General features: G+C 71.8%; 21 protein-coding genes. 9 read left to right on the forward strand and 12 right to left on the reverse strand.

Annotation, left to right across the window (positions count from 1 at the left end; genetic code table 11):
* From Q7F20_RS02510 to aztB, 4 genes are all read right to left on the reverse strand, one after another.
* Window positions 1-1,100: hypothetical protein (locus tag Q7F20_RS02510; RefSeq protein ID WP_305738536.1), on the reverse strand; the 1,100-nt coding region annotated here is incomplete at its 3' end.
* 26 nt (window positions 1,101-1,126) lie between these two features.
* Complete coding sequence (locus Q7F20_RS02515; RefSeq protein ID WP_305738537.1) at window positions 1,127-2,041, reverse strand: metal ABC transporter substrate-binding protein; 915 nt, start codon at window positions 2,039-2,041, stop codon at window positions 1,127-1,129.
* Window positions 2,038-3,210: an ABC transporter gene (locus tag Q7F20_RS02520; protein ID WP_305738538.1), complete on the reverse strand. Its 1,173-nt coding sequence runs from the start codon at window positions 3,208-3,210 to the stop codon at window positions 2,038-2,040. Before Q7F20_RS02520 ends, Q7F20_RS02515 begins: the two co-directional genes overlap by 4 nt.
* Window positions 3,207-4,079, reverse strand: coding sequence for a zinc ABC transporter permease AztB (gene aztB, locus Q7F20_RS02525; protein ID WP_305738539.1), 873 nt, complete (start codon window positions 4,077-4,079; stop codon window positions 3,207-3,209). The genes Q7F20_RS02520 and aztB overlap by 4 nt, the downstream gene beginning before the upstream one ends.
* A gap of 50 nt (window positions 4,080-4,129) precedes the next feature.
* Between aztB and aztA the strand changes: the two genes are divergently transcribed.
* Window positions 4,130-4,756: a zinc ABC transporter ATP-binding protein AztA gene (aztA, locus tag Q7F20_RS02530; protein WP_305738540.1), complete on the forward strand. Its 627-nt coding sequence runs from the start codon at window positions 4,130-4,132 to the stop codon at window positions 4,754-4,756.
* A gap of 15 nt (window positions 4,757-4,771) precedes the next feature.
* Here the strand turns inward: aztA and Q7F20_RS02535 are convergent, their stop codons facing one another.
* From Q7F20_RS02535 to Q7F20_RS02550, 4 genes are read right to left on the reverse strand one after another with little or no spacing between them, the layout of a single operon-like run.
* Window positions 4,772-6,022 carry an MFS transporter gene (locus Q7F20_RS02535; RefSeq protein ID WP_305738541.1) on the reverse strand — a complete coding sequence of 417 codons (1,251 nt, stop codon included), beginning with the start codon at window positions 6,020-6,022 and terminating at the stop codon, window positions 4,772-4,774.
* A gap of 50 nt (window positions 6,023-6,072) precedes the next feature.
* Entirely contained in the window at window positions 6,073-6,816 is a 744-nt protein-coding gene (locus tag Q7F20_RS02540) for a copper homeostasis protein CutC (RefSeq protein ID WP_305738542.1), read from the reverse strand.
* Window positions 6,813-8,348 carry a M81 family metallopeptidase gene (locus Q7F20_RS02545; RefSeq protein ID WP_305738543.1) on the reverse strand — a complete coding sequence of 512 codons (1,536 nt, stop codon included), beginning with the start codon at window positions 8,346-8,348 and terminating at the stop codon, window positions 6,813-6,815. The genes Q7F20_RS02540 and Q7F20_RS02545 overlap by 4 nt, the downstream gene beginning before the upstream one ends.
* On the reverse strand, window positions 8,341-9,525 hold the full coding sequence (locus tag Q7F20_RS02550) for an ROK family protein (RefSeq protein WP_305738544.1): 1,185 nt from the start codon (window positions 9,523-9,525) through the stop codon (window positions 8,341-8,343). Before Q7F20_RS02550 ends, Q7F20_RS02545 begins: the two co-directional genes overlap by 8 nt.
* Window positions 9,526-9,741: 216 nt before the next feature.
* Between Q7F20_RS02550 and Q7F20_RS02555 the strand changes: the two genes are divergently transcribed.
* The 5 genes from Q7F20_RS02555 (at window position 9,742) to Q7F20_RS02575 (ending at window position 16,100) form a co-directional block, all read left to right on the forward strand.
* Entirely contained in the window at window positions 9,742-11,538 is a 1,797-nt protein-coding gene (locus Q7F20_RS02555) for a peptide ABC transporter substrate-binding protein (protein ID WP_305738545.1), read from the forward strand.
* 92 nt (window positions 11,539-11,630) lie between these two features.
* Window positions 11,631-12,590 (forward strand): ABC transporter permease, encoded by a 960-nt coding sequence (locus tag Q7F20_RS02560; RefSeq protein ID WP_305738546.1) that lies wholly within the window; start codon window positions 11,631-11,633, stop codon window positions 12,588-12,590.
* Complete coding sequence (locus tag Q7F20_RS02565) at window positions 12,587-13,477, forward strand: ABC transporter permease (RefSeq protein WP_305738547.1); 891 nt, start codon at window positions 12,587-12,589, stop codon at window positions 13,475-13,477. Before Q7F20_RS02560 ends, Q7F20_RS02565 begins: the two co-directional genes overlap by 4 nt.
* Complete coding sequence (locus tag Q7F20_RS02570; protein ID WP_305738548.1) at window positions 13,477-15,177, forward strand: ABC transporter ATP-binding protein; 1,701 nt, start codon at window positions 13,477-13,479, stop codon at window positions 15,175-15,177. Before Q7F20_RS02565 ends, Q7F20_RS02570 begins: the two co-directional genes overlap by 1 nt.
* Window positions 15,174-16,100: an ROK family protein gene (locus tag Q7F20_RS02575; protein WP_305738549.1), complete on the forward strand. Its 927-nt coding sequence runs from the start codon at window positions 15,174-15,176 to the stop codon at window positions 16,098-16,100. Before Q7F20_RS02570 ends, Q7F20_RS02575 begins: the two co-directional genes overlap by 4 nt.
* Before the next feature lie 106 nt (window positions 16,101-16,206).
* On the opposite strand, the gene Q7F20_RS02580 is transcribed toward Q7F20_RS02575, so the two are convergent.
* Window positions 16,207-16,665: a DUF4383 domain-containing protein gene (locus Q7F20_RS02580; RefSeq protein WP_305738550.1), complete on the reverse strand. Its 459-nt coding sequence runs from the start codon at window positions 16,663-16,665 to the stop codon at window positions 16,207-16,209.
* A gap of 184 nt (window positions 16,666-16,849) precedes the next feature.
* Here Q7F20_RS02580 and Q7F20_RS02585 point away from each other — a divergent pair, with 184 nt between their 5' ends.
* Window positions 16,850-17,737: an SDR family oxidoreductase gene (locus Q7F20_RS02585; RefSeq protein ID WP_305738551.1), complete on the forward strand. Its 888-nt coding sequence runs from the start codon at window positions 16,850-16,852 to the stop codon at window positions 17,735-17,737.
* 9 nt (window positions 17,738-17,746) lie between these two features.
* Window positions 17,747-18,046, forward strand: coding sequence for a Dabb family protein (locus Q7F20_RS02590; RefSeq protein WP_305738552.1), 300 nt, complete (start codon window positions 17,747-17,749; stop codon window positions 18,044-18,046).
* Window positions 18,047-18,071: 25 nt separating this feature from the next.
* Here Q7F20_RS02590 and Q7F20_RS02595 read toward each other — a convergent pair whose 3' ends face one another.
* From Q7F20_RS02595 to Q7F20_RS02605, 3 genes are all read right to left on the reverse strand, one after another.
* Window positions 18,072-18,704 carry a Pr6Pr family membrane protein gene (locus Q7F20_RS02595; RefSeq protein WP_305738553.1) on the reverse strand — a complete coding sequence of 211 codons (633 nt, stop codon included), beginning with the start codon at window positions 18,702-18,704 and terminating at the stop codon, window positions 18,072-18,074.
* A gap of 140 nt (window positions 18,705-18,844) precedes the next feature.
* Window positions 18,845-19,552: a DUF3800 domain-containing protein gene (locus tag Q7F20_RS02600; protein WP_305738554.1), complete on the reverse strand. Its 708-nt coding sequence runs from the start codon at window positions 19,550-19,552 to the stop codon at window positions 18,845-18,847.
* A 79-nt stretch (window positions 19,553-19,631) separates the two neighbouring features.
* Complete coding sequence (locus Q7F20_RS02605) at window positions 19,632-20,477, reverse strand: helix-turn-helix transcriptional regulator (RefSeq protein ID WP_305738555.1); 846 nt, start codon at window positions 20,475-20,477, stop codon at window positions 19,632-19,634.
* Window positions 20,478-20,578: 101 nt separating this feature from the next.
* On the opposite strand from Q7F20_RS02605, the gene Q7F20_RS02610 reads away from it, so the two are divergent.
* Window positions 20,579-21,277, forward strand: coding sequence for an SDR family NAD(P)-dependent oxidoreductase (locus tag Q7F20_RS02610; protein ID WP_305738556.1), 699 nt, complete (start codon window positions 20,579-20,581; stop codon window positions 21,275-21,277).
* Window positions 21,278-21,331: the final 54 nt, after the last annotated feature.

The raw sequence follows: 21,331 nt of genomic DNA on the forward strand, positions 1-21,331 counted from the left end.
ACCTTCCGCTCGGCCGGGTCGGTGACGTACGCGACGTCACCGACGACCTTCAGCGCCGGGTGGGCGTCCTGCCACTCGGCCGGTCCCTCCCACGGGTCGATGACCGGGAACGAGTCGAGCAGCTCACCGGACGACGTGTCGAAGGTGTGCAGCGCGCCGTCGTCGCCGAGCACGACGGCCTCGTCCTCGGGGCCACGAGCGAGGTCGCGGAACGTGTAGCCGACGCCCTCCGGAACGTCGGCGACCCGGTACGAGCCGGCTGCCGCGTCGATCAGGGCGATCTGGTGGAGGAGGTACCCCTCGCTGTCCGGGTCGTCGTTGTAGTCGCCCAGTGCGATCGAGGACGTGTCGGTCGTGAACAGGTTGCCGGTCCGGCCGTACTCGGTCGGAGCGTCGATCTTCGTGAACGCGCCGTCGTCGTACACGAGTGCGCCGTCGGTGCACCCGAAGACCGCGACGTCGCCCTCGACCGCGCCCTCGCCGTGCACGTTCGGGCACTCTTCCGAGCGGGCGGTCTCCTTCCCGTCCTCGTCCAGCGCGCGGACACCGCTGCGGGACTCCTCGTCGCCGATGGTGGTGAGCAGCGTGCCGTCCTCCAGGACGATCGCGACGCCGTGGTGCGCGGCCTCCGACTCGGTCGTCTCGGTGTCCGGGAGCTCGGCCCCGTCGAGCTCGGTGTTGTCGAAGGTCGTCACCTGTCCGGTGCCGTCGGCGAAGAGCGCCGTGTGGTCACCGTGCACGACCGCGTGTCCGCCGGTGTCGGCGGGGAAGACCGCGTCGGTGAGGGCGGGGTCGGCCGCCGTGTCGAGGACCCGGAACCCGCTCGGCACCGTGACGAGCACGTGCCGACCGTCACCGGCGGGGTTGACGCGGGTGAAGCCGTCGACGGCGTCGTCGGTGAGCACGCGCAGGTCGTCGTCGAGGACGAGGAGGCCGCCGTCGTACGTGAGTGCGATGCGGGTGTCGTCGGCCTGACCGGTCGCGGTGCCCGTGGGATCGGAGGGGGAAGCGTCGGCGGCGCAGCCGGTGAGGGCGAGGGCGGCCGCGCTGAGCAGGGCGGCCGGCAGTGCCGCGGTGCGCGGGGACTTGATCGTCGTCATGAAGAACACTATACTGATTCTCATTCTCAATTACGAACCGACAGTCCGTCGACGATCGCATCCGCGTTGGACCGCATCATGCCGAGGTACGTGGAGGCGACTCCGTCCTCGGTGAGCGACTCGGTCGCGAGGGATCGGATCTCGACGTGGACGTCGACCTCGTCGGCCAACACCTGCGCCAGGCGGGCTGGCTGTGATGCATCGGCGAAGACGGTCGGGACCCCCGCTTCCTCGACGGCGTCGGCGAGGTCCCTGAGGTCGGCCGCGCTGGGCGAGGCGAGTGTCGTCCCGCTCGGGATGACGGCTCCGACGACCCGGAAGTCGTACCGGTCGGCGAGGTACCCGAAGACGTGGTGGTTCGTCACGAGGGCGCGCCGCCCGGGGGCGAGCGTGTCGAAGGCGCGCTCCATCTCCGAGTCGAGTGCGTGCAGGTCGTCGAGGTAGTCCGCCGTGCCCGTCGGCCGCACGCCGACGACGCGGAGTTCCTCGTCGAGCGCCTCGACGACGTCGGCCATCCGCGCCGGATCGGTCCAGAGGTGCGGATCCGGACCGCTGTCGTCCTCGGTCGTCCACTCGAGGGCGTCGACGGCGTCACCGGCCGTGAAGACCGGGACGCCGTCGTCGGCCGCGGCCCGGACGTGCCTCGTCACGCCCTCCTCGAGGCCCAGCCCGTTCTCCACCACGAGGTCGGCGGACCGGAGCTGAACGGCCTCCTGCGCGGAGACCTCGAACGAGTGCGGGTCAGCACCTGCGGGCATGAGCACCATCACGTCCGCGGCGTCGCCGACGACCTCGGACACCACGTCGCCGAGGATGTTCGTGGTGACGGCGACGAGCGGTCGGTCCTGCCCGGGGGCTGCGGTGCACCCGCTGGCGCCGAGGGCGACACCCGCCGCCGCGAGGATCGTGACGACGACGGAGCCTGCCCGTGTCCGCGTCACAGCCCGACCTCCGCGAACGCCGCCGGGGCCACGCCGAGGTCGACCGTCCGGGCGACCCGCGCGCCGTCGGCGAAGTCGATCTCGTGCACGGTCCCCGTCCCACGGTCGGCCAGGTAGGCGCGGTTCGCGTCGAGCTGCAGCAGGGGAGTCGCCGCACCGGCGACGAGCGGGTCGGTCGCGGCGACCGCTCCGGTGGCGAGCGTGTGCACCACGACCCGGCCGGTGTCGTCGACGGCGACCACGTGCTCGTCGGCGTCGTCGACCGCGGTCACGGTCCGGAGCGGGCGCTCGGTCGGCACGAGGCGCCACGAGCGTTCGCGGCCGTCGAGCAACCAGAAGCCGGCGTCACCGGCGACGCCGGCGACGGTCGGACGTCCCGCCCGCCCGGCGAAGGCGGTGGGCCGCTCGGCGCCGTCGGGCAACGGCACCGTCGTCGCGCCGTCGTCGTCCACGACCACCGCGCCGTCGGAGCACCCGACCACCGAACCCGCCCGGGTCACGATGCCCCCGGCCGGGTCGGTGCACGCAGCCTCGGTGCCGCTCGGCGAGCCGTCGGCGTCGAGCACGCGGACGACGTCGTCCGTCGCGGCGACGAGGCGGTCTCCGTCGGGGAGCAGGACCCGCGCGTCGATCCTGGCCCGTTCCTCGAGGGAACCCTGGCCCAGCGCGTCGCGGTCGAGGACGACCGCGCGTTCCCGCTCCGGCCAGGCGATCGTCGTGGTCGACTCCGACGAGTGGACCTCGACCGGACCGCCTCCCGCGAGGGTGCCGACGACCCGCGGCCGAGCGGCGTAGTAGTGCGTGTGGTCGCCGTGGTCGACGGTCCAGGCACCGCCGTCCACGATCGTCGTGCGGTCGCCCGAGCTGGTCACGAGGAACCTGCCGTCGGTCGCGGAGTGTGTGGGTGCCTCGACGTCGTCGAGCGCGGTCGTCTCGCCGCTGAGCAGGTCGTGCAGCGTCGTCTCGCCCGTCCCGGAGACGGCCAGGAGGCGCAGCTGCGGTTCCTGGGATTCGGTCGCGCCCTCGACGAAACCGTGCGGGCGTGTGGTCGCGTCGACGCCGCCGGGGATCGTCCCGGCCGAGCATCCCGCCGCCGTGACGGCGAGTCCGACGGTGAGGCTCGCGGTGAGCAGGGAGCGCGCAGTGGCGCGAGGGTCGGAGTGGATCATGCTGCCTCTCGAGGTGCTGGTGTCGGTGGTGCTGTCCGGGCGGTACCGGGCCCGACCCGGACGGTGAGTGCGGCTGCCGCGCGCGAGAGGACGACCCCGGCGACGGCGACCGCGGCGATGCTCGCACCGGCGGCGGTCCCGAGGTGCCACGACGCGAGCAGTCCGACGAGCACGGCCGCGATGCCGATCCCGGCCGCGAGCGCCGTCGTCGAGCCCAGTTGTCGGGTCCAGGCGCGTGCGGCGGCGGCCGGTGCGAGCAGCAGTCCCACGACGAGGAGCGTGCCCACCGCTCGGTAGGAGGCGACGACCGCGAGCGTGACGAGCCCGACGAGCACGACCTCGGCGAACCGCGGACGGAGACCGAGGGTCGCGGCCTTGCGGGTGTCGAACGCCGCTGCCGTGAACGACCGGTGGAACACCACTGCGGTCCCGAGGGCCACCACGACGGCGACGGCCAGGCCGGCGAGGTCCGCACGGGTGACGGCGAGGACGTCGCCGAACAGGATCGCGGTGACGTCGGTGGCGAAGGATCTCGAGGAGGAGACGATGATCACGCCGAGCGCGAGCATGCCGACGAAGAGCAGCCCGATCGACGTGTCGTACGAGAGTCGGGCCCGACGGCGGAGCGCGGCGACGCCCAGCACCATGACGCAGGCGCTGACGGCTGCTCCGAGTGCCAGGGGGAACCCGGCCAGCGACGCGACCGCGACCCCCGGGAGCATGCCGTGCGACAGTGCTTCGCCGAGGAAGGCCATGCCGCGGACGAGGACCCACGTGCCGACGACCGCGCAGAGCACCGCCGCCAGCCCGCCGCCCACGAGGGCTCGGACCATGAAGTCGACGGAGAGGGGATCGGTCAGCCAGGTCACGGTGGGAGACGCTACATGAAAATGACTATCGATACTGATAGAGTCCACAGGTGGCCACGACGACCGACCCCATCGCCCTCGACGTCGCAGGACTGGTCGTCCGCCGCGGCGACCGGATCGTCCTCGACGGGGTCGATGCGGGCTTCCCCGCCGGTTCGGTCACTGCGCTGACGGGACCGAACGGGTCGGGCAAGTCGACGCTGCTCGACGCGCTCGCCGGGGTCCTGACGCCGGATGCCGGGGCGGTCATGTGCCGCGTTTCGGGCGGCGTCGCCTACGTGACCCAGGCGGTCCCGCCGAGCACGCTCCCGCTCACCGTCCGTGCGACGGTCCGCATGGGACGGTGGGCCGGCCGACCGTGGTGGCGACCGCTCGCGCGCGCCGACCGCGACGTCGTCGACGAGCAGCTCGACCGGATGGGGATCGCGGCGCTGGCGGATCGGCCGCTCGACGAGCTGTCCGGCGGGCAGCGCCAGCGGACGCTCGTCGCGCTGGGACTCGCTCAGCAGGCGAGGGTGCTCCTCGTCGACGAGCCCACGACCGGGGTGGACGCCGAGTCGAGTCGGCTCGTCGTCCGCGCGCTCGCCGACGAGGCTGCGTCCGGCGTCGTCGTCGTGCACGCCACGCACGACCCGACGGTCATCGCCGGGGCGGACCGGGTCGTCCGGCTCGGCTGACCGCGGGTGGTGCCGTCAGGGGCAGGCGACGGCGACGGAACCGGTCGCGGTGGGCTCCGCCGGAGCTGCGGCCCCCGCCGGAGCGGTGACCTCGGCCGGAGCGGCACTCGAGCGGCGCGCCCCCAGCGTGACGAGCACGATCGCCCCGAGGACCGCGACGCCGCCCGCGAGCCAGAAGTCGACGGCCAGCCCGAACGACGACACGGCAGCCCCACCGAGCACCGACCCCGCCGCGATCGCCAACTGGATCGTCGTCACGAACAACGCGAGTCCGGTCTCCGAGCCCGCGCGCGACGCCGTGGACATCCAGGTCTGCATGCCGAGCGGCAGTGCTCCCCACACCAGGCCCCACACGACCAGCAGGACGAACACCCCGACGACCGAGTGTGCGAGCAGCGGGAGGAGGACGACCGCGCCGGCGAGGACGAACTTCGCCGAGCCGATCGTGCCCAGGACGCTCCGGCTGAGCGTGAACCCGGCGGCGAAGTTGCCGACGATGCCCGCGATGCCGAAGACGAGGAGTGCGACGGTGACGGTGTCCGCGCCGACCCCGACGAGGTCCTGCAGGTACGGCGCGATGTAGGTGTACGCGGCGAACTGCGCCGCGAAGAGGAAGGCGGCACCGATCAAGCCGACCCGGGCGCGGGAGACGCCGAGCAGCGACCCCAGCGTGCTGAACCGGACGCGCTGCTGGGCGGGGATGCGCGGCAGCATCGCGAGCTGCAGGCCGAGCGCGACGAGCCCGAGCACGCCGCCGATCACGAACGCGAGCCGCCAGGTGGCGAGCGACGACACGAGGGCGCCGAGGGGCAGGCTGACGACGGTCGCGACGGAGACCCCGGCGGTGATGAGGGACGTGGCACGGATCACGGACTCGGGGCGGACGAGGCGTCCGGCGATCCCTGCGCCGATCGCCCAGAAGCCGCCGATGCCGACGCCGAGCAGCATCCGGGCGACGAGCAGCACCCAGAACGAGGGCGCCACCGCTGCGAGCGCGTCCGCGACGACGAGCAGCACCGTCAGCGCGATCAGGACGACCCGACGGTCGAGCGCCGACGTCCAGACGGTGACGACGGGCGCGGCCACCGCTCCGACGAGGCCGGTCGCGACGACCATGAGGCCCGCGGTGCCGACGCCGACGTCGAGGTCGGCGGCGATGGCCGGGAGCAGGCCGATCGGGAGGAACTCGGACAGGACGAGGACGAACGATCCGAGTGCGACGGATGCGACGCTGAGCCACCCGCGGCGCGTTGCTGACGAGGTCATGCGGGCCTCAAGCACGGAGCCCCGCGGTCCATTCCCGCGTGACGGGCTGGTCAGGCGTCGAGGGCCCGGCGGGCCGCCGCCACCACCTCGGCGTCGGTGACGAAGTGCGCGGACCCGTCGTCCGCGCCGCCCATCGGTACGCCCGCGTGGGCGCTGTCGGCCGCGGGCCGCTTCGCCGAGAGGTGCACGGCGGCGGCTCCCGTCGCGACGAGAGCGGGGACGTCGGCCGGGGTGACCCCGGCGCCCGCCATGACCTGCACGGGTCCGGCGGCCGCGACCATGCGGCTGATGGTCGCGGCTCCGGCCACCGCCGTGGGGGCCGCGCCGGAGGTCAGCACCCGGGTGAACCCGAGGTCGGCGAGGGAGCCCGCGGCGGCGACGGGGTCGGCCGCGTGGTCGATCGCGCGGTGCAGGGTGACCTCGGCGCTCGCGCTGACCGAGCGTGCGGCGTCGACGAAGCGTCGCAGGGCGGTCTCGTCGAGCGTGCCGTCCGGTCGCAGCGCACCGACCACGACACCGGCTGCCCCGGACCGCAGGACGGCGCGCACCTCGCGGACCATGAGGTCGACCTCGTCGGTGGTGTGCACGAACCCGCCGGGCCGACACCGGACGAGCGCGTGCGCGGGGATGCCGGTCTCGTGGGTCGTCTCGACGAGCGCCTGGGACGGCGTGAGGCCCCCGAGCTCGAGACCGACGCAGAGCTCGACGCGGTCCGCGCCGCCGTCCCGTGCGACGATCGCGCCCGCGGGGGAGGTGACGGCGATCTCGAGGGCGACGGGGGCGGCGGTGGTCACGCGATGGCTCCGAGCGGTTCGTTCGACGGCGGGATGATCCGGGCGCCGAGGTCCGGCGCCGACGGGAACACTCGATCGTAGGGGAACATCGGGCGGACGATCCTGTGGTGCCCGAGCCGCTCGAGGTCCTGGTCGACGCCGCCCGGCGTCAGCGCGAGCATCCAGTCGGCGGCCATGTCGAAGAGCTCCGGCTCGAGGTACCCGATCTTCACGATGACCACGTCGGCGTCCCGCGGGGCGAGGTCGAGGTCCGTGAAGTCGTGCTCGTGGTGGTACGGCTTCCGGAGCGCCGTCAGGATCGCGAACACGCTGCCGACCTGGAGCACCACCTCGGTCTCGGCGTCCCGGTCACCGTGCTTGATCGCGTGCACGCGTCCGGTCATCGTGATCGGCCCGGCGTGGACGGCATCGACCGACGCTCCCGCCGTCACGGTGACGGTCGCACCGACGCCGGCCGCCACCGCGGCTGCCACAGCCGCGGGGCCGGGGACGCTCGCGTAGATCACGGTGGGGCCGTCCGCGTCGGCGAACGCCGGGTTCGCGAGCACCTGCGTCAGCCCCCACGTCATGTCACCCGAGCCGCCCGCGGTCGGGTTGTCCCCGGAGTCGGACACGAAGAACGGCTTCGCGGCACCAGGCGCCAGCGCGGCGGCGAGGCACTCGTCGAACGAGCCCGTCGGCGCGACGAAGACGAAGTCCTCGCGGACGTCCCAGAAGGCCCGCGCGAGGCGTTCGGCGCCCCTGGCGACGGCGTCGGTGTCCCAGCCGGTGACCACGGTGACCGCACGGTCGCGGGGCTGGTCGGCCCACGCGTAGCCGACCCAGATCGCCGCGTCGAGCACGCCCTCGGACTGCTCGACGAGCGGCACCTGCGCGTACAGCGAGGCAGCGGGCTCGAGGCGTGTCGAGGTCTGCTCGCCGGGGAGCAGGACGGGGATCGGCACCCAGGCCTTCACGGGACGTTGCTCGCCGACCGGTCGGGTCGTCAGCACGTCGACCAGGTTGCGGACCGCGCGCTCCTTCGTCTCGAGGGCGTCCTCGTGCGGGGCCATCCGGTAGCAGGTGACGAGGTCGACCTGGTGCGCGAGCTCCGCCGTGACGTTGCCGTGCAGGTCCATGGACGCCGACACGACGACGTCCGGTCCGACGACCTCGCGGATGCGTCCGAGCAGGTCCGTCTCGGCGTCGTCGAGCCCCTCGACCACCATCGCGCCGTGGATGTCGTACCAGAGCCCGTCCACCGGACCGATCGCGGCCAAGCGGGAGACGATCTCCGACGCCAGTGACTCGTACGAGTCGCGGTCGACCACGCCGCCGGGCAACGCGTGCCCGATGAGCGCGCCGCGGAAGTCGGCCCGGTCGGCGTACGACGCGAGGAACGGGTACCGCGCCACGACCTCGTCGCCGCGGTCCGGGTGGAACGCCGGTGCGAGGGTGCGCGTCGGTGTGAACGTCGAGGTCTCGATGGCGAGACCGGCGATCGCGACGACCGGGCGGCGGGTGGTGGGGGCGGTGGACACGGGCTCAGACACGGACGTTCCTGTTCCTGGTGGGGGACTGCGGGATGGGCGCGGACAGTTCCTCGAGCGACGCGGCCAGGCCCCGCTGCAGGGCGAACTGGCCGGCCCCGACGAGCCCCGCGTCGGCGCCGAGCGAGACCGGCTCGATGACGAGGTGCTGCGTCATGAGGGGGTGGCAGCTCTCGTACAACTGGCTCCGCACGGCGGCGATGAACGGGTCGAGGGTGGAGAGGATGCCGCCGAGGTACACGGCGTCCGGGTTGAAGAAGTTGACGTTCGCGGCCAGGACCTCGCCGAGGTACCGGCCCGCGAGCCGCACGGCCCGGGTCGCCTCGGGGTGCGCGTCCGAGGCCAGGCGGACGACGTCGGCGGTCGAGGTGACGTCGACCCCGGCCGAGGACAGGATCCGGACGAGGGCGGCACCGGAGGCCACGGTCTCGAGGCACCCGGTGTTGCCGCACGAGCACGGGGTGTCCCCGGCGGCGTCGATCCGCACGTGCGTGATGTCCCCGGCCGACCCGGTCGCACCGCGGTACAGCCGTCCGTCGATGACGATGCCGGCACCGATCGCCGATCCCGCCTTGATCGTGACGGTCTGTCGCCGGGCAGGGTCCTGCACGGTCTGCTCGCCCGCCGCCATGCAGTTCGCGTCGTTGTCGACCACCGCCGGCAACCCGAACCGCTCGGTCAGCCACGACGCCACCGGGAACCCGTTCCACCCCGGCATCCGGCTCGGCAGGTCGACCACGCCGGCCTCGACGTCGACCGGCCCGGGCAGGCTCAGCCCGACGCCCCGCAGCCCGTCGCGACCGCGCTCGTCGGCGAGCCGCTCGAGCAGCGCGGCCAGCCGCTGGAGTCCTGCGGTCGGGCCGTCGGAGAGCGCGAACGGGACGTTCGCGACCGACTCGAGCGCGCCTCCCGGCAGGACGATGCCGATGCGCGCGTGACCTCCGCCGACGTCCGCGGCGACCGCGTACTCGTCGGTCCCGCCGATGCGGAGCACCTTGCGGGGGCGACCGCCGGTCGAGACGTCGGTGCCCTCCTCGGCGAGCAAGCCGTGGGACAGGAGCTGCGCGACCACGTGGGACACGGTCGACGGGGCGGCGCCGAGCAGCGCGGCGATCTCCGTCCGGCTGGAGGCCTGCCCGGACGCGACGAGCTCCAGGACGCGGGCACTGAGGTCCGGCACTACTTTCTCCAATCCGGCGGAAACGCGATCGACGAGTGACCGCAGAGCCGAGCCTAAGCGGCAGATCGACCGGTCCACCCTTTCGCCGGAACGGCAGAAACGAACTATTTACACGGAGATGTTTGTTTTTCCAACGCCTTTGGTCATTGACTGTCCCCGTGCCGATCGGCACGCGTGCTCCACTCCCCGACACCTCCCACGCACCAGGAGACACACATGACCAAGCCCCGTCGCTGGGCGCTCCTCACCGGAGCCGCGATCGCCGTGAGCGCGCTGCTCGCCGGCTGCTCCGGGGGCGGCAACGCTTCGTCCGGCAGCAACTCCGACGAGATCAACTACGCGCTGCCGGCCAACTTCACGCCGAACTGGATCCTGCCGATCGGCACCGCCGCGCACCTCAACACGAACAACGGTTCCATCGCGCAATCGCTGTACGAGCCGCTCGTCGCCTACGACGGCTCCACCGGCAAGATCGCGTGGAACAAGGCCGGTTCGGTCGCGACGGACGCGACGTTCGCGAGCGACTCGAAGAGCGTCACCGTCACCCTCGGTGATCGGCACTGGTCCGACGGCAAGCCGATCACGAGCCGTGACGTCGAGTTCTGGTTCAACCTGATCAAGGCGAACAAGGACGAGTGGGGCTCGTACTCGAAGGGCAAGGCGCCGGACAACTGGACTTCGTTCAAAGCCGACGACGACACGCACTTCACGATCACCTTCGACAAGGCGTACAACCCGGACTGGATGCTCGCGAACCAGCTGAGCCACATCATCCCGCTCCCGCAGCACGCCTGGGACAAGACGAGCGCGAGCGGCTCGGTCGGGAACGCCGACGAGACGACCGACGGCGCGAAGCAGGTGTGGAAGTACCTCAACACCGCCGCCGGCAAGATCTCGGACTACGCCAGCGACGACCTGTGGAAGACGATCTCCGGGCCGTACGGTGTGCAGTCGTTCACCACCGCCGGCAAGGTCACGCTCACCGCCAACAAGAAGTACGACGGCGGCGAAAAGCCCTCCATCACGACCGTCAACCTGCTGCCCTTCACCTCCGCCGACGCCGAGGTGAACGCGGTCCGCTCCGGCGAGGTCGACTACGGCTACATCAACGCCACCGACATGGACCAGAAGTCGTCCTTCACGTCGAAGGGCTACGACGTGGAGCCCTGGACCGGGTGGGCGATCACGTACATGCCGTACAACTTCAACAACCCGACCATGGGCGCCGTCTTCAAGCAGCTGTACGCCCGCCAGGCCGTGCAGATGTCGATCGATCAGACCTCGTTGTCGAAGGTCGTCTTCAACGGCACCGCCACATCGACCTACGGGCCGATCCCGCAGGCGCAGGAGTCCGACTACGTGTCGAGCACGCAGAAGGACAACCCGTACCCGTTCAGCACCGCGAAGGCCAAGGCGCTGCTGACGAGCCACGGCTGGGAGGAGCAGGGCGGCACGATGGTCTGCACCGACCCGGGCACGTCCGACAGCCAGTGCGGCGAGGGCGTCGAGAAGGGCACGAAGTTCACCATGAACGTCCTCTCGCAGTCCGGCTCGACCGTCACCGACAACATGATGAGCGCGATCCAGTCCTCGCTCGCGAAGACCGGCATCGGCTTCACCATCAAGACCGCGCCGGTGTCGAGCGTCCTCTCACAGACCCCGACCTGCACGAGCGACGAGGCCAGCTGCGACTGGGACCTCTCCTTCTTCGGCACCGCGGGCAGCTGGTACTTCCCGGCCTACCCGACCGGCGAGTCGCTCTTCCAGACCGGTGGCTCGGCGAACTTCGGGTCGTACTCCAACGCCGACGTGGACAAGCTCATCGACGCGACGACCACGTCGCCCGACCCGACCGCCGTGCAGGACTACAGCGCGGCGCTCGCGAAGGACCTGCCCGTGATCTGGCTGCCGGAACCCGACTACCAGATCTCGGTCGTCAAGAAGGGCCTGACCGGGTTCGACCAGGACTCGCTCGCCAACTTCCACCCCGCGCAGTGGAAGTGGTCGAAGTAAGACCGTGACCACCCCGGGAGGCGCGGTGCGGGTCCGACCCGCACCGCGCCTCCAGGAATCCCCACCGCACCGATCCCGACGACGGAAGCCGCATGATCTCAGCTCTCTACCTCACCAGGCGCGTCCTGCAGGCGCTCGCGGTGATCCTCATCGTCACGATCGTCGTGTTCTGCTTGCTGCACGCCCTGCCGGGCGGACCCGCCCGCGGCGTCCTCGGCGTCTCCGCGACACCCGCGCAGATCGCCGCGTTCAACTCGGCGCAGGGGCTCGACCAGCCGCTGCCCGTCCAGTACCTCCGGTTCCTCGGCCGTCTGCTGGCCGGCGACCTCGGGACGTCGTACACGCTCAACGAGCCGGTCGCCCAGCTCATCGCGGAGCGGCTGCCGAAGACGCTCGTCCTCACCGGGATGTCCGCGGTGCTCGGCATCGTGCTCGCGATCCCGGTCGGCATGTGGCAGGCAGTCCGCCGCAACGGTGCGGTCGACTACGCGGCCACCGCCCTGGCGTTCGTGTTCTACTCGACGCCCGCGTTCTTCCTCGGGCTCGTCCTGATCATCGTGTTCAGCCAGCAGCTGCCGTGGCTGCCGTCCCAGGCGCCGAGCGGCAACACCCTCGCCGAGGTCTTCCAGGACCCGGCCGGGCTCGTGCTCCCCGTCGTCACCGGGGCCCTCGCCATGATCGCCGTCTTCAGCCGGTACATGCGGGCCTCGACCCTCGAGAACCTGCAGGAGGACTACGTCCGCACCGCCCGCGCCGGCGGTGCCTCGACCGCCGCGATCCTGCGTCGGCACGTCTTCCGGAACTCGCTCACCCCGGTGGTCGCGATGCTCGGGTACTACCTGCCGGTGCTGTTCGGCGGGGCGCTCGTCACCGAGCAGCTGTTCAACTACCCCGGCATGGGGCTGCTGTTCTGGAACGCCGCGCAGACCTCAGACTACCCGACGCTGCTCGGCTGTGTCCTGGTCATCTCCGTCGCGACGGTCGTGGGCACGTTGCTCGCGGACGTCGCGCAGTCCCTCATCGACCCCCGAGTGAAGGCAGGCCGCGCATGAGCGCACAGCTGGCACCCGAAGCGCCCGGCGCGCCCGTCGTCGTCGCCGCCACCGGCTGGCGGCTCGCGGTCCGTCGTTTCCGCCACAACACCCTCGCGGTGATCGGCCTCGTCGTCATCGTCGTCATCGTGCTGTTCTGCTTCGTCGGTCCCTTCCTGTACCCGACCGACCAGACGCACACCCAGCTCTCCCAGGCGAACCTCGCCCCGGGTGCCGCACACCTGCTCGGCACCGACGCCGTCGGGCACGACGTGCTCGGCCGCCTGATGTTCGGCGGCAAGGTGTCGCTCATGGTCGGCATCGCAGCGGGGATCCTCGCCACCGTCGTCGGCACCCTCTGGGGTTCGATCGCCGGGTACGTGGGCGGCTGGGTCGACGCGGTGATGATGCGCGTCGTCGACGCCGGCATCGCGATCCCGGCGCTCTTCATCCTGCTCGTCATCTCGGCGATCACGACGCCGGGAGTGTGGGGACTCATCGTCATCCTCGGCTTCGTGTCCTGGCTCGTGCCCTCCCGACTCATCCGTGCCGAGACGCTCACCCTGAAGAACCGCGACTACGTGCTCACGCTCCGGGCGATCGGCGGCTCGCACGCCCGCGCCATCGGACGCCACCTGCTGCCGAACTCGGTGTCGACGATCGTCGTCGCCGCCACCTTCCAGGTCGCCGACGCGATCCTGCTCGTCGCCTACGTCTCCTACCTCGGGCTGGGCGTGCAGGCGCCCGCGACGGACTGGGGTGGCATGCTCTCGGCAGGACTCACCGCCGCGTACTCGGGGCGGTGGTGGCTCATCCTGCCACCGGGTCTCGCCGTGATCCTCGTCGTCTGCGCGTTCAACGCCGTGGGCGACGGGCTCCGGGACGCCTTCGACGTGAGGGGCCGCTGATGTCCATCCTGACCACCACCGACCTCGGGGTGACCTTCCGCACGGAGTCCGGCACGGTCAACGCCGTCCGCGGGGTGTCCCTGCACGTCGAGCCCGGCGAGACGCTCGCGCTCGTCGGGGAGTCCGGTTCCGGCAAGTCCACCGTCGCCCTCGCCGCGATGGGGCTGCTCTCGGGCAACGCCACCGCCACCGGGAGCGCGGTCGTCGACGGGCACGAGATCGTCGGCGCCGCCGAGCCCGCCCTGCGTTCGCTCCGTGGCAGCACAGTCTCGATGGTCTTCCAGGAGCCCGCGACCGCCCTCGACCCGCTCACCCGGATCGGGGCGCAGATCGCCGAGGTCGTCCGGAACCACGGCGACGTCCCGGCGAAGGACGCCGCAGCCCGCGCCGTCGAGCTCCTCGACCGCGTCGGCATCCCCTCGCCGGCGCAGCGCGCGAGGGCGTTCCCCTTCCAGCTGTCCGGTGGCCAGCGCCAGCGCGTGGTGATCGCGATGGCGATCGCGAACTCGCCGAAGCTCCTGATCGCCGACGAGCCGACGACGGCGCTCGACGTGACGGTGCAGGCGGAGATCCTCGAGCTCCTGCGTCGGCTGGCGGCGGAGACCGGCACCGGAGTCCTGCTCGTCACCCACAACATGGGTGTCGTCGCGGACTTCGCGGACCGGGTCGCGGTCATGCTGCAGGGGTCGATCGTCGAGACGGGTTCCGTCGAGGACGTGCTGCTCCGACCAGAGCACGACTACACGAAGCGGTTGCTCGCGGCGGTCCCGCGGCTGGCCGTGGCCGGCGGGCCCAGCAGGGCCGTCACCCCCGGTGCGTCCGGCGCGTCCGCGGCGTCGGTCGCGGACGTGTCGGACGGGAGGCGCGGCCCGGCCCCGGTGGTCGACCTGCGCGACGTCTCGGTGACCTTCGGGCGCGGAGCGCGTGCCGTGCACGCGCTGCAGGGCGTCGACATCGCCGTGCACGCCGGCGAGACGGTCGGCCTGGTGGGGGAGTCCGGCTCCGGCAAGTCCACCGCGGCCCGGGTCGCGCTCGGCCTCGTCGCGCCGACGTCCGGCAGCGTCCACCTGTTCGGCTCGGACCTCCGCTCGGTCCGCGGTCGCGACCGGCGATCGCTCCGATCGGGCATCGGCGTCGTGCTGCAGGACCCGGTGGCGTCGCTCGACGCCCGGATGTCCGTCGCCGAGTGCATCGCCGAACCGCTCGCCGTGCACCGTCGCGGCATGTCCTCCGCCGATCGGCGCACGCGCGTCGACGAGGTGCTCGACGCCGTCCGGCTGCCCCGCACCCTGGCGTCCCGCGCCCCACGGGAACTCTCGGGAGGGCAACGGCAGCGTGTGTCCCTCGCCCGCGCGCTCGTGCTCTCCCCGCGGTTGCTCGTCGCCGACGAACCGACCAGTGCGCTCGACGTCAGCGTGCAGGAGACGGTGCTCGAGGTGCTCCGCGAACTGCAGGACGACCTCGGGTTCGCGTGTCTGTTCGTCTCGCACGACCTCGCCGTGGTGCAGCAGTTCGCCGAGCGGGTCGTCGTGATGCGTCAGGGCGTCGTCGAGGAGCAGGGCGCGACGGGGGCGACCCTCGTGCACCCGACCACCGACTACACCCGACGGCTGCTCGCCGCCGTGCCCGTCCCGGACCCGGTCGTGCAGCGGCAACGCCGGGCCGAGCGCCTCGCCACCCTCGGGGCGGTGACCGCGTGAGCGAGGTCGTCGCCGGCGTCGACGTCGGCGGCACGAACACGAAGGTGGTCCTCGCGACCCCGGCGCTCGAGGTGATCGACCGCATCGACCTGCCGACACCCGCGCACGCGGGTGGCGCCGCGATCGTGACGGCTGCCCTCGGCGCCGTGACGGACCTGCTCGACCGGCACCGCGCCTCCGTGACCGGAGTGGGGGTGGGCGCCGCCGGTGTCGTCGACGCGAGCACCGGAACGGTGCTGGTGACCGGCAACTCGTTCACCGGCTGGGCTGGTTACGGCGTGACGGACGCGGTCACGTCGGCCCTCGGCGTCCCCGCGACGCTCGACAACGACGTGAACGCGTTCCTGCTCGGCGAAATCGCCGCCGGTGCCGTGGCGGGGGAGTCGGACGTGCTCGGCATGACGCTCGGGACCGGGGTCGGCGGGGCGCTCGTGCTCGGCGGTTCGCTGTTCGCCGGACCCCGGGGTGCGGCGGGGGAGATCGGTCACGTGCCGGGCTTCGGCGACGCGCTGTGCACGTGCGGGCAGGTGGGTCACCTCGAGACCATCGCCGGAGCCCGGGGCATCGCCGACCGCTACGCCGAGCGCTCCGGACGCCGCGTCACCGCGCGCGAGGTCGCCGACGCCGCGCGCGCCGGGGACCCCGACGCCGCCGCGGTGTTCGAGACCGCCGGGTGGGGTCTCGCCCGTGCGGCACTGCTGACGGCGGGGATCCTCGACGTGACGACCATCGTCATCGGTGGTGGGATCGCGCGGTCGTGGGACCTGCTCGAGCCGGCGATCACCGCCGCCATCGCGCTCGAGCCCCCGGTCAGCGGGGCGCCGATCCGGCTGGCCCTGTCGACGCTGGGGTCCGACGCCGTGGCGCTCGGTGCCGCTGCGCAGGTACGGGACCTCGTGCTCGGGAGCGCCCCCGCCCGCTGACGAGACCGCGGGTCGATCGACGAGGAGCCGGCCTGGGCCACCTGATCGTGTGGTCCAGACCGGCTCCGGTCATCGATGCGCTCGGCGGGGAGCCGTCGAGCGGTGGTCAGGCCCGACGGGTCCCGACGCGCGGCAGGAGCAGGCCGAGCACGATCATCGCGACGGCGAGGATCAGGTGCAGCACGTTGTCGGCGCTGTTGAGCGGCACGAAGTTCGCCGGGTCGGCCATACCCGCGGTGAAGAGGCCGTAGACGAACAGGATCGCGTAGACGATGCCGCCGACGACCAGGTAGAGCCGGGCACCGCGAGCGCTGCGGGCCGCGAGCAGCCCGACGACGCCGAACAGCAGGTGGACGATGTTGTGGAGCACGGAGACCTGGAACGTCCCGAGCAGGAGTGCCATCGAACCGTGTCCGGCCACCGACATCGAGCCCATGTCCATGGTCAGACCGGGGATGAACCCGGCGATGCCGACGATGAGGAAGACGACCCCGAAGACGAAGGCGCCCTTCTGGGTCCAGGTGGAGCCGTACCCGATGCGGTTCGTTGCTGCGTTGCTGGTCATGATGCGACCTCTCTCTCAGGACGATCGGTGCTGCGTCGCACCGGCGGGGCGCTCATGACGCCCACAGAGCTTTCGGAGCGGTCGCCCGGGTGGTTTGCAGGCGGTCGCTCGAGACGCTGTCGCTGCGGCCACGGGTACAGCGCCCTGGACCACCGCGGAGGGGGCGAGGGGCATCGTGGAGCGCATGAGCCAGTACGACAAGCGTGACCCGAACACCCTCTACCCCGCACCGCCGTACCCGGAGCAGGAGCAGTCGCTCCCCGGCGCCGCGTGGAAGATGGACCCGAAGCCCGACCACGGTGAGGACAGCTACGTCGGCCTCGGACGGCTGAAGGGCTTCCGGGGCATCGTCACCGGTGCCGACTCGGGGATCGGCCGTGCCGCCGCCATCGCGCTCTCCCGCGAGGGCGCCGACCTCGTTCTCTCCTACCTGCCCGACGAGCAGGAGGACGCCGAACAGGTCCGCGACCTGCTCGAGGGCGAAGGGCGTCGCGCGGTGCTCTTCCCCGGCGACATCTCCGACGAGCAGTACTGCGCCGACCTCGTCCAGAAGGCCGTCGACGAGTTCGGCGGCCTCGACACGCTGGTCATGGTCGCCGGTCGGATGGACAGCAACGACGACATCCTCACGCTCACGACCGAGCACTTCGACTCGACGTTCAAGACGAACATCTACTCGCTGTTCTGGCTGACCAAGGCCGCCGTGCCGCACCTCGAGCCCGGCTCCACGATCGTCACGACCGGCTCGATCCAGGCGAGCACGCCGTCGCCGGACAAGATCGACTACGCGGTGTCGAAGGGTGCGATCAAGCTGTTCACCGAGGCCGTCGCCCAGCAGCTCGCCCCGAAGGGCATCCGCGTGAACTCCGTCGCTCCGGGACCGGTGTGGACGCCGCTCCAGCCGGGTTCCGACGACGCCGAGACCGTGTCGCACTTCGGGGAGCAGTCACCGTTCGGCCGCCCCGGCCAGCCCGCCGAACTCGCCGCCGCGTACGTGCACCTCATCAGCCCCGAGTCGAGCTACCAGTCCGGGTCGACGATCACCATCGCCGGCGGGACCCCGGCCTTCTAGGAGGACACGATGAGCGGGACGACACACGTGGTCCTCGTCGCCTGGGACGGGGAGGCAGCTGATCGATCGGCGCAGGCCGACACCCTCGTGCGCGAGCACCTGCCACGGATCGACGGGGTGGAGTCCGTTCGGTCCGGCGAGAGCATCAGCACCGAGGGACTCGAGGGGGGCTTCGACTGGATGCTCGTCGTGCGCTTCCGCGAGCGCGCGGCGCTCGCCGGGTACCTGCCCCACGAGGAGCACCAGCCGGTCGCCGCCTACATCCAGGGCGCGAGCGACCGCGTCGTGGTCTTCGACGTCGAGGACTGATGCCGGTCGGTCGTCGAGCGTGTGATCAGCGCGACTCGACGACCGCCGTCCGTCGGGCGAGCGCGTTGCCGGACGCACGCACGAGCACGGCGATCACCAGGAAGCCGACGAGCAGCGCGGCGCAGTACAGCGCGACACCGCCGTACCCGCCGACGCGCGCGGGATTGAAGAACGGGTACGGGTAGAAGCCGATGACCGCGCCGCGGACCAGCGTGTAGACGGTGTACACGGCCGGCACGATCGCGGCCGCCCAGACCGTCGAGAACGGTTGCCGGTGGCGCGGACGGTCCACGAACCAGTCGACCACGACGGCAGCCGGGACGACCATGTGGTGTACGACGTTCACCCACGGCAGGAGCTCGCCGAGGTCCGCGCCGGCGAGCAGGGTGTTGAACACGATGCCCACGAACGCCAGGTAGACGACCGCGGCGCCCCGTGCCAGTTCCCACCCGCGCGACGACGGAACACCTCGGAGCAACCGGACCGCGCCGATCACGAACACGGTGCTGGCGTAGAGGTTGCCGAGGATCGTGAAGTAGCTGAAGACGCTCACCAGGCTGAAGTCGACCCGCACACTCAGCACGACCTGGGTGACGACCCCGGCAACGGACGCGGCTGCCAGCGCGAGGCGGACGGCAGCCCAGACGGTCGTCTTCATGGCGTCACCCTACCGATCGCCGAACGTCTCGCACTGCTCCGCGTCGACACATATGATGGAAGCACGACGGGCCGGATCCCGGAACGTCGCCAGCCGAAGGCCCCGCTCGCGGGGCCTTCGTTCTCGAGTCGGGCAGTTCGTCACGGTACCCAGTTCTGGTCGTGTGCGATCGCGGGAGCGATCTGACGCCACTGCCGGTCGAGCGTCCTGCGGGCGGCCGGATGTGGGTTGTCGACGCGCTGCCGCCGGAAGTGCACGTACACGGCGAGATCGACTGCTTGCAGGCCGTCGCTCAGCCGCGAAGACGCGAAGTTGATCGGAGCCGAGATGTGGCGGAGCAGCGATCGGCGTTCGCCCGTCGTGCCGAACTCCTGGTAGCCCGAGAACGCGCGCTGGTGGTCGGCCTGGGTCGTGATCTCGTCGGCGACGACGATCGCCTGCTCGTCGGGATCCTCCTGGGCGGTGTAGTCGTCGATCTGTTCGAGCAGGTGTCCGAACACGACGGCGTGCGGCGTCCGGGGGTAGCGGAACCGTGCGTTGAGTCGCGCGACGTCGACGCCTCGGAAGATGTACCGGACACCGCATTCGGCCGTCGCTCCGAGCACGGCGGTCGAGACACCCGCTGCCTCGCGATGTCGGCCACGGAGCGCACGCCAGGGGCCGTTGCCCCCCATGAGTTCGTGACCGTGGAACTCGATGTCGTCTGCCGTGCCGTGTTCACGAGCGGTTCGACGACGGATCTCGGCGAACCGTCCCGTGACGGCTTCCCACTGCTCGAACGTGGCGATCGCCGCGCCGATGAAGTAGTAGTCCCGATCGTACGATTCATCGACGTAGGCGATGAGCATCCGGCAAGCGTTCCACAGCTGACGACCGCACGCCGAGCCCTGTGGATGCACGACGGAACGTCGGCGTCGTTGCAGCGGATCACCCGACGAGCGACTGCGTCCCGAGCACGATCGCCAGCGCCAGCCGCTCGGCATCCGCGCTGCCCGGCTCCGCGGTGTACGCGAGCACCGTCAGGTCGTCGGTCGCGATCCGCAGGGTGTCGCAGTCGAGGGCGATCCGGCCCACGGCCGGGTGCTCGACCACCTTGCGTCGGCCGGAGCTCCGCGGCACGACGGCGTCGGCGGAGTCCCACAGTTCGACGAACCGGTCGCTCGCGGCACGGAGGTCCCTGACGAGCTGCCGCAGCCCGCGGTCGAGCGGGTACCGGGCGACAGTGAGGCGGAGCTCGGCGACGACCGAGGCCTCGAACGCCCGCTGCTCGGCATCGGAGTGCACCGCCCGGCTGCCCGGACCGACGAGGTGGCGCCACGCGGTGTTCCGTTCGTGCCCGCGGAGTGCGGCGACCGGTCCCATCAGCGCGTCGTACGGCCCGTTCGCGGTGAGGATCGTGCCGGCGGCGTCGAGCACCGCGACCGGGGTGTCCGACAACCGGTCGAGCAGTCGCTGCACGCTCGGCGGGATGCGCGTGGGGACGACGTCGGCGCCGGGGGCCGCGTGCCCGGCGAGCCGGAACAGCAGCTCGCGCTCCGCGTCCGCGACCCGGAGCGAGCGGGCCAGCGCCTCGACCACCTGCGCGGACGGCGAGGTCGCCCGGCCCTGCTCGAGCCGGGTCAGGTAGTCGGCGGAGATCCCCGCCAGGGCGGCGAGCTCCTCGCGGCGGAGCCCGGACGCACGTCGCCGGCTCCCCGCGACGACACCGACGGTGTCCGGTGCGACGTGGTCGCGCAGTCGCCGGAGGGTGCGGCCGAACTCGGAGTGTTCCACGGGTCCAGTCTGCGACGCATGGCGCCCGGTGTCCTGGGTCCGGCAGTCCTACGACAGCGGGACGACTGCCCGGCGACGCTCGCCGGAGTGACGCTGGACCCATGACAACGACATTCGTCACCGGGGCCACACGCGGCCTCGGCAAGGAGACCGCCCGCCAGCTCGCCGCCGCGGGCCACTCCGTCTGGATCGGCGCCCGTGACCTCGACACCGGCCGCGCGGTGGCCGAGGAGATCAGCACGGGGCCGAACCCGGTCCGTGCCGTGCAGCTCGACGTGACGGACGACGCCTCGGTCGCCGCGGCGTTCTCGACCATCGGCGCGGCCGGCGGGCTCGACGTACTCGTGAACAACGCGGGCATCGGCAAGCTCGGACTCGACGGACCGGAGGCGCTCGAGGTCTTCGACACGAACGCCGTCAGCATCGTGCGCACCACCCAGGCCGCACTGCCGCTCCTGCGGTCATCGGACGCCCCGATCGTCGTGAACATCTCGAGCGCCCTCGGCTCGTTCGCGGCCAACCACGACCCGGAGAAGCCGGCCTCCCAGTACCAGGCCATCGTCTACGGCGCGAGCAAGGCAGCGGTGTCGATGCTCACCGTGCAGTACGCCCGCGCGGTGCCGGAGGTCCACTTCGTCGCGGTCGAGCCCGGGTACACGGCGACCGAGTTCGGCGGTGTGCCGAACCCCCACGGTCGTCCGGTCGAGGTGAGTGCGGCGACGGTCGCCGCGGCTGCCGCCGCGGGTCCCGACGGTCCGACGGGTGTCTTCCTGGAGGACGGTGCGCCGCTCGGATGGTGACCATCCGACGGACGGGAGGTGGGCCCCACCAGCCGGTACCGGCGCACCGCGCCA

This window comes from Curtobacterium sp. A7_M15 (assembly GCF_030705415.1).
Classification (GTDB): domain Bacteria; phylum Actinomycetota; class Actinomycetes; order Actinomycetales; family Microbacteriaceae; genus Curtobacterium.

Excerpts from the sequence above, each read along its gene's own strand:
- Q7F20_RS02520 (WP_305738538.1), bottom strand. The coding sequence starts at position 3,210 with ATGATCCACTCCGACCCTCGCGCCACTGCGCGCTCCCTGCTCACCGCG.
- Q7F20_RS02535 (WP_305738541.1), bottom strand. The coding sequence starts at position 6,022 with ATGACCTCGTCAGCAACGCGCCGCGGGTGGCTCAGCGTCGCATCCGTC.
- Q7F20_RS02555 (WP_305738545.1), top strand. The coding sequence starts at position 9,742 with ATGACCAAGCCCCGTCGCTGGGCGCTCCTCACCGGAGCCGCGATCGCC.
- Q7F20_RS02560 (WP_305738546.1), top strand. The coding sequence starts at position 11,631 with ATGATCTCAGCTCTCTACCTCACCAGGCGCGTCCTGCAGGCGCTCGCG.
- Q7F20_RS02565 (WP_305738547.1), top strand. The coding sequence starts at position 12,587 with ATGAGCGCACAGCTGGCACCCGAAGCGCCCGGCGCGCCCGTCGTCGTC.
- Q7F20_RS02570 (WP_305738548.1), top strand. The coding sequence starts at position 13,477 with ATGTCCATCCTGACCACCACCGACCTCGGGGTGACCTTCCGCACGGAG.
- Q7F20_RS02580 (WP_305738550.1), bottom strand. The coding sequence starts at position 16,665 with ATGACCAGCAACGCAGCAACGAACCGCATCGGGTACGGCTCCACCTGG.
- Q7F20_RS02585 (WP_305738551.1), top strand. The coding sequence starts at position 16,850 with ATGAGCCAGTACGACAAGCGTGACCCGAACACCCTCTACCCCGCACCG.
- Q7F20_RS02590 (WP_305738552.1), top strand. The coding sequence starts at position 17,747 with ATGAGCGGGACGACACACGTGGTCCTCGTCGCCTGGGACGGGGAGGCA.
- Q7F20_RS02595 (WP_305738553.1), bottom strand. The coding sequence starts at position 18,704 with ATGAAGACGACCGTCTGGGCTGCCGTCCGCCTCGCGCTGGCAGCCGCG.
- Q7F20_RS02600 (WP_305738554.1), bottom strand. The coding sequence starts at position 19,552 with ATGCTCATCGCCTACGTCGATGAATCGTACGATCGGGACTACTACTTC.
- Q7F20_RS02610 (WP_305738556.1), top strand. The coding sequence starts at position 20,579 with ATGACAACGACATTCGTCACCGGGGCCACACGCGGCCTCGGCAAGGAG.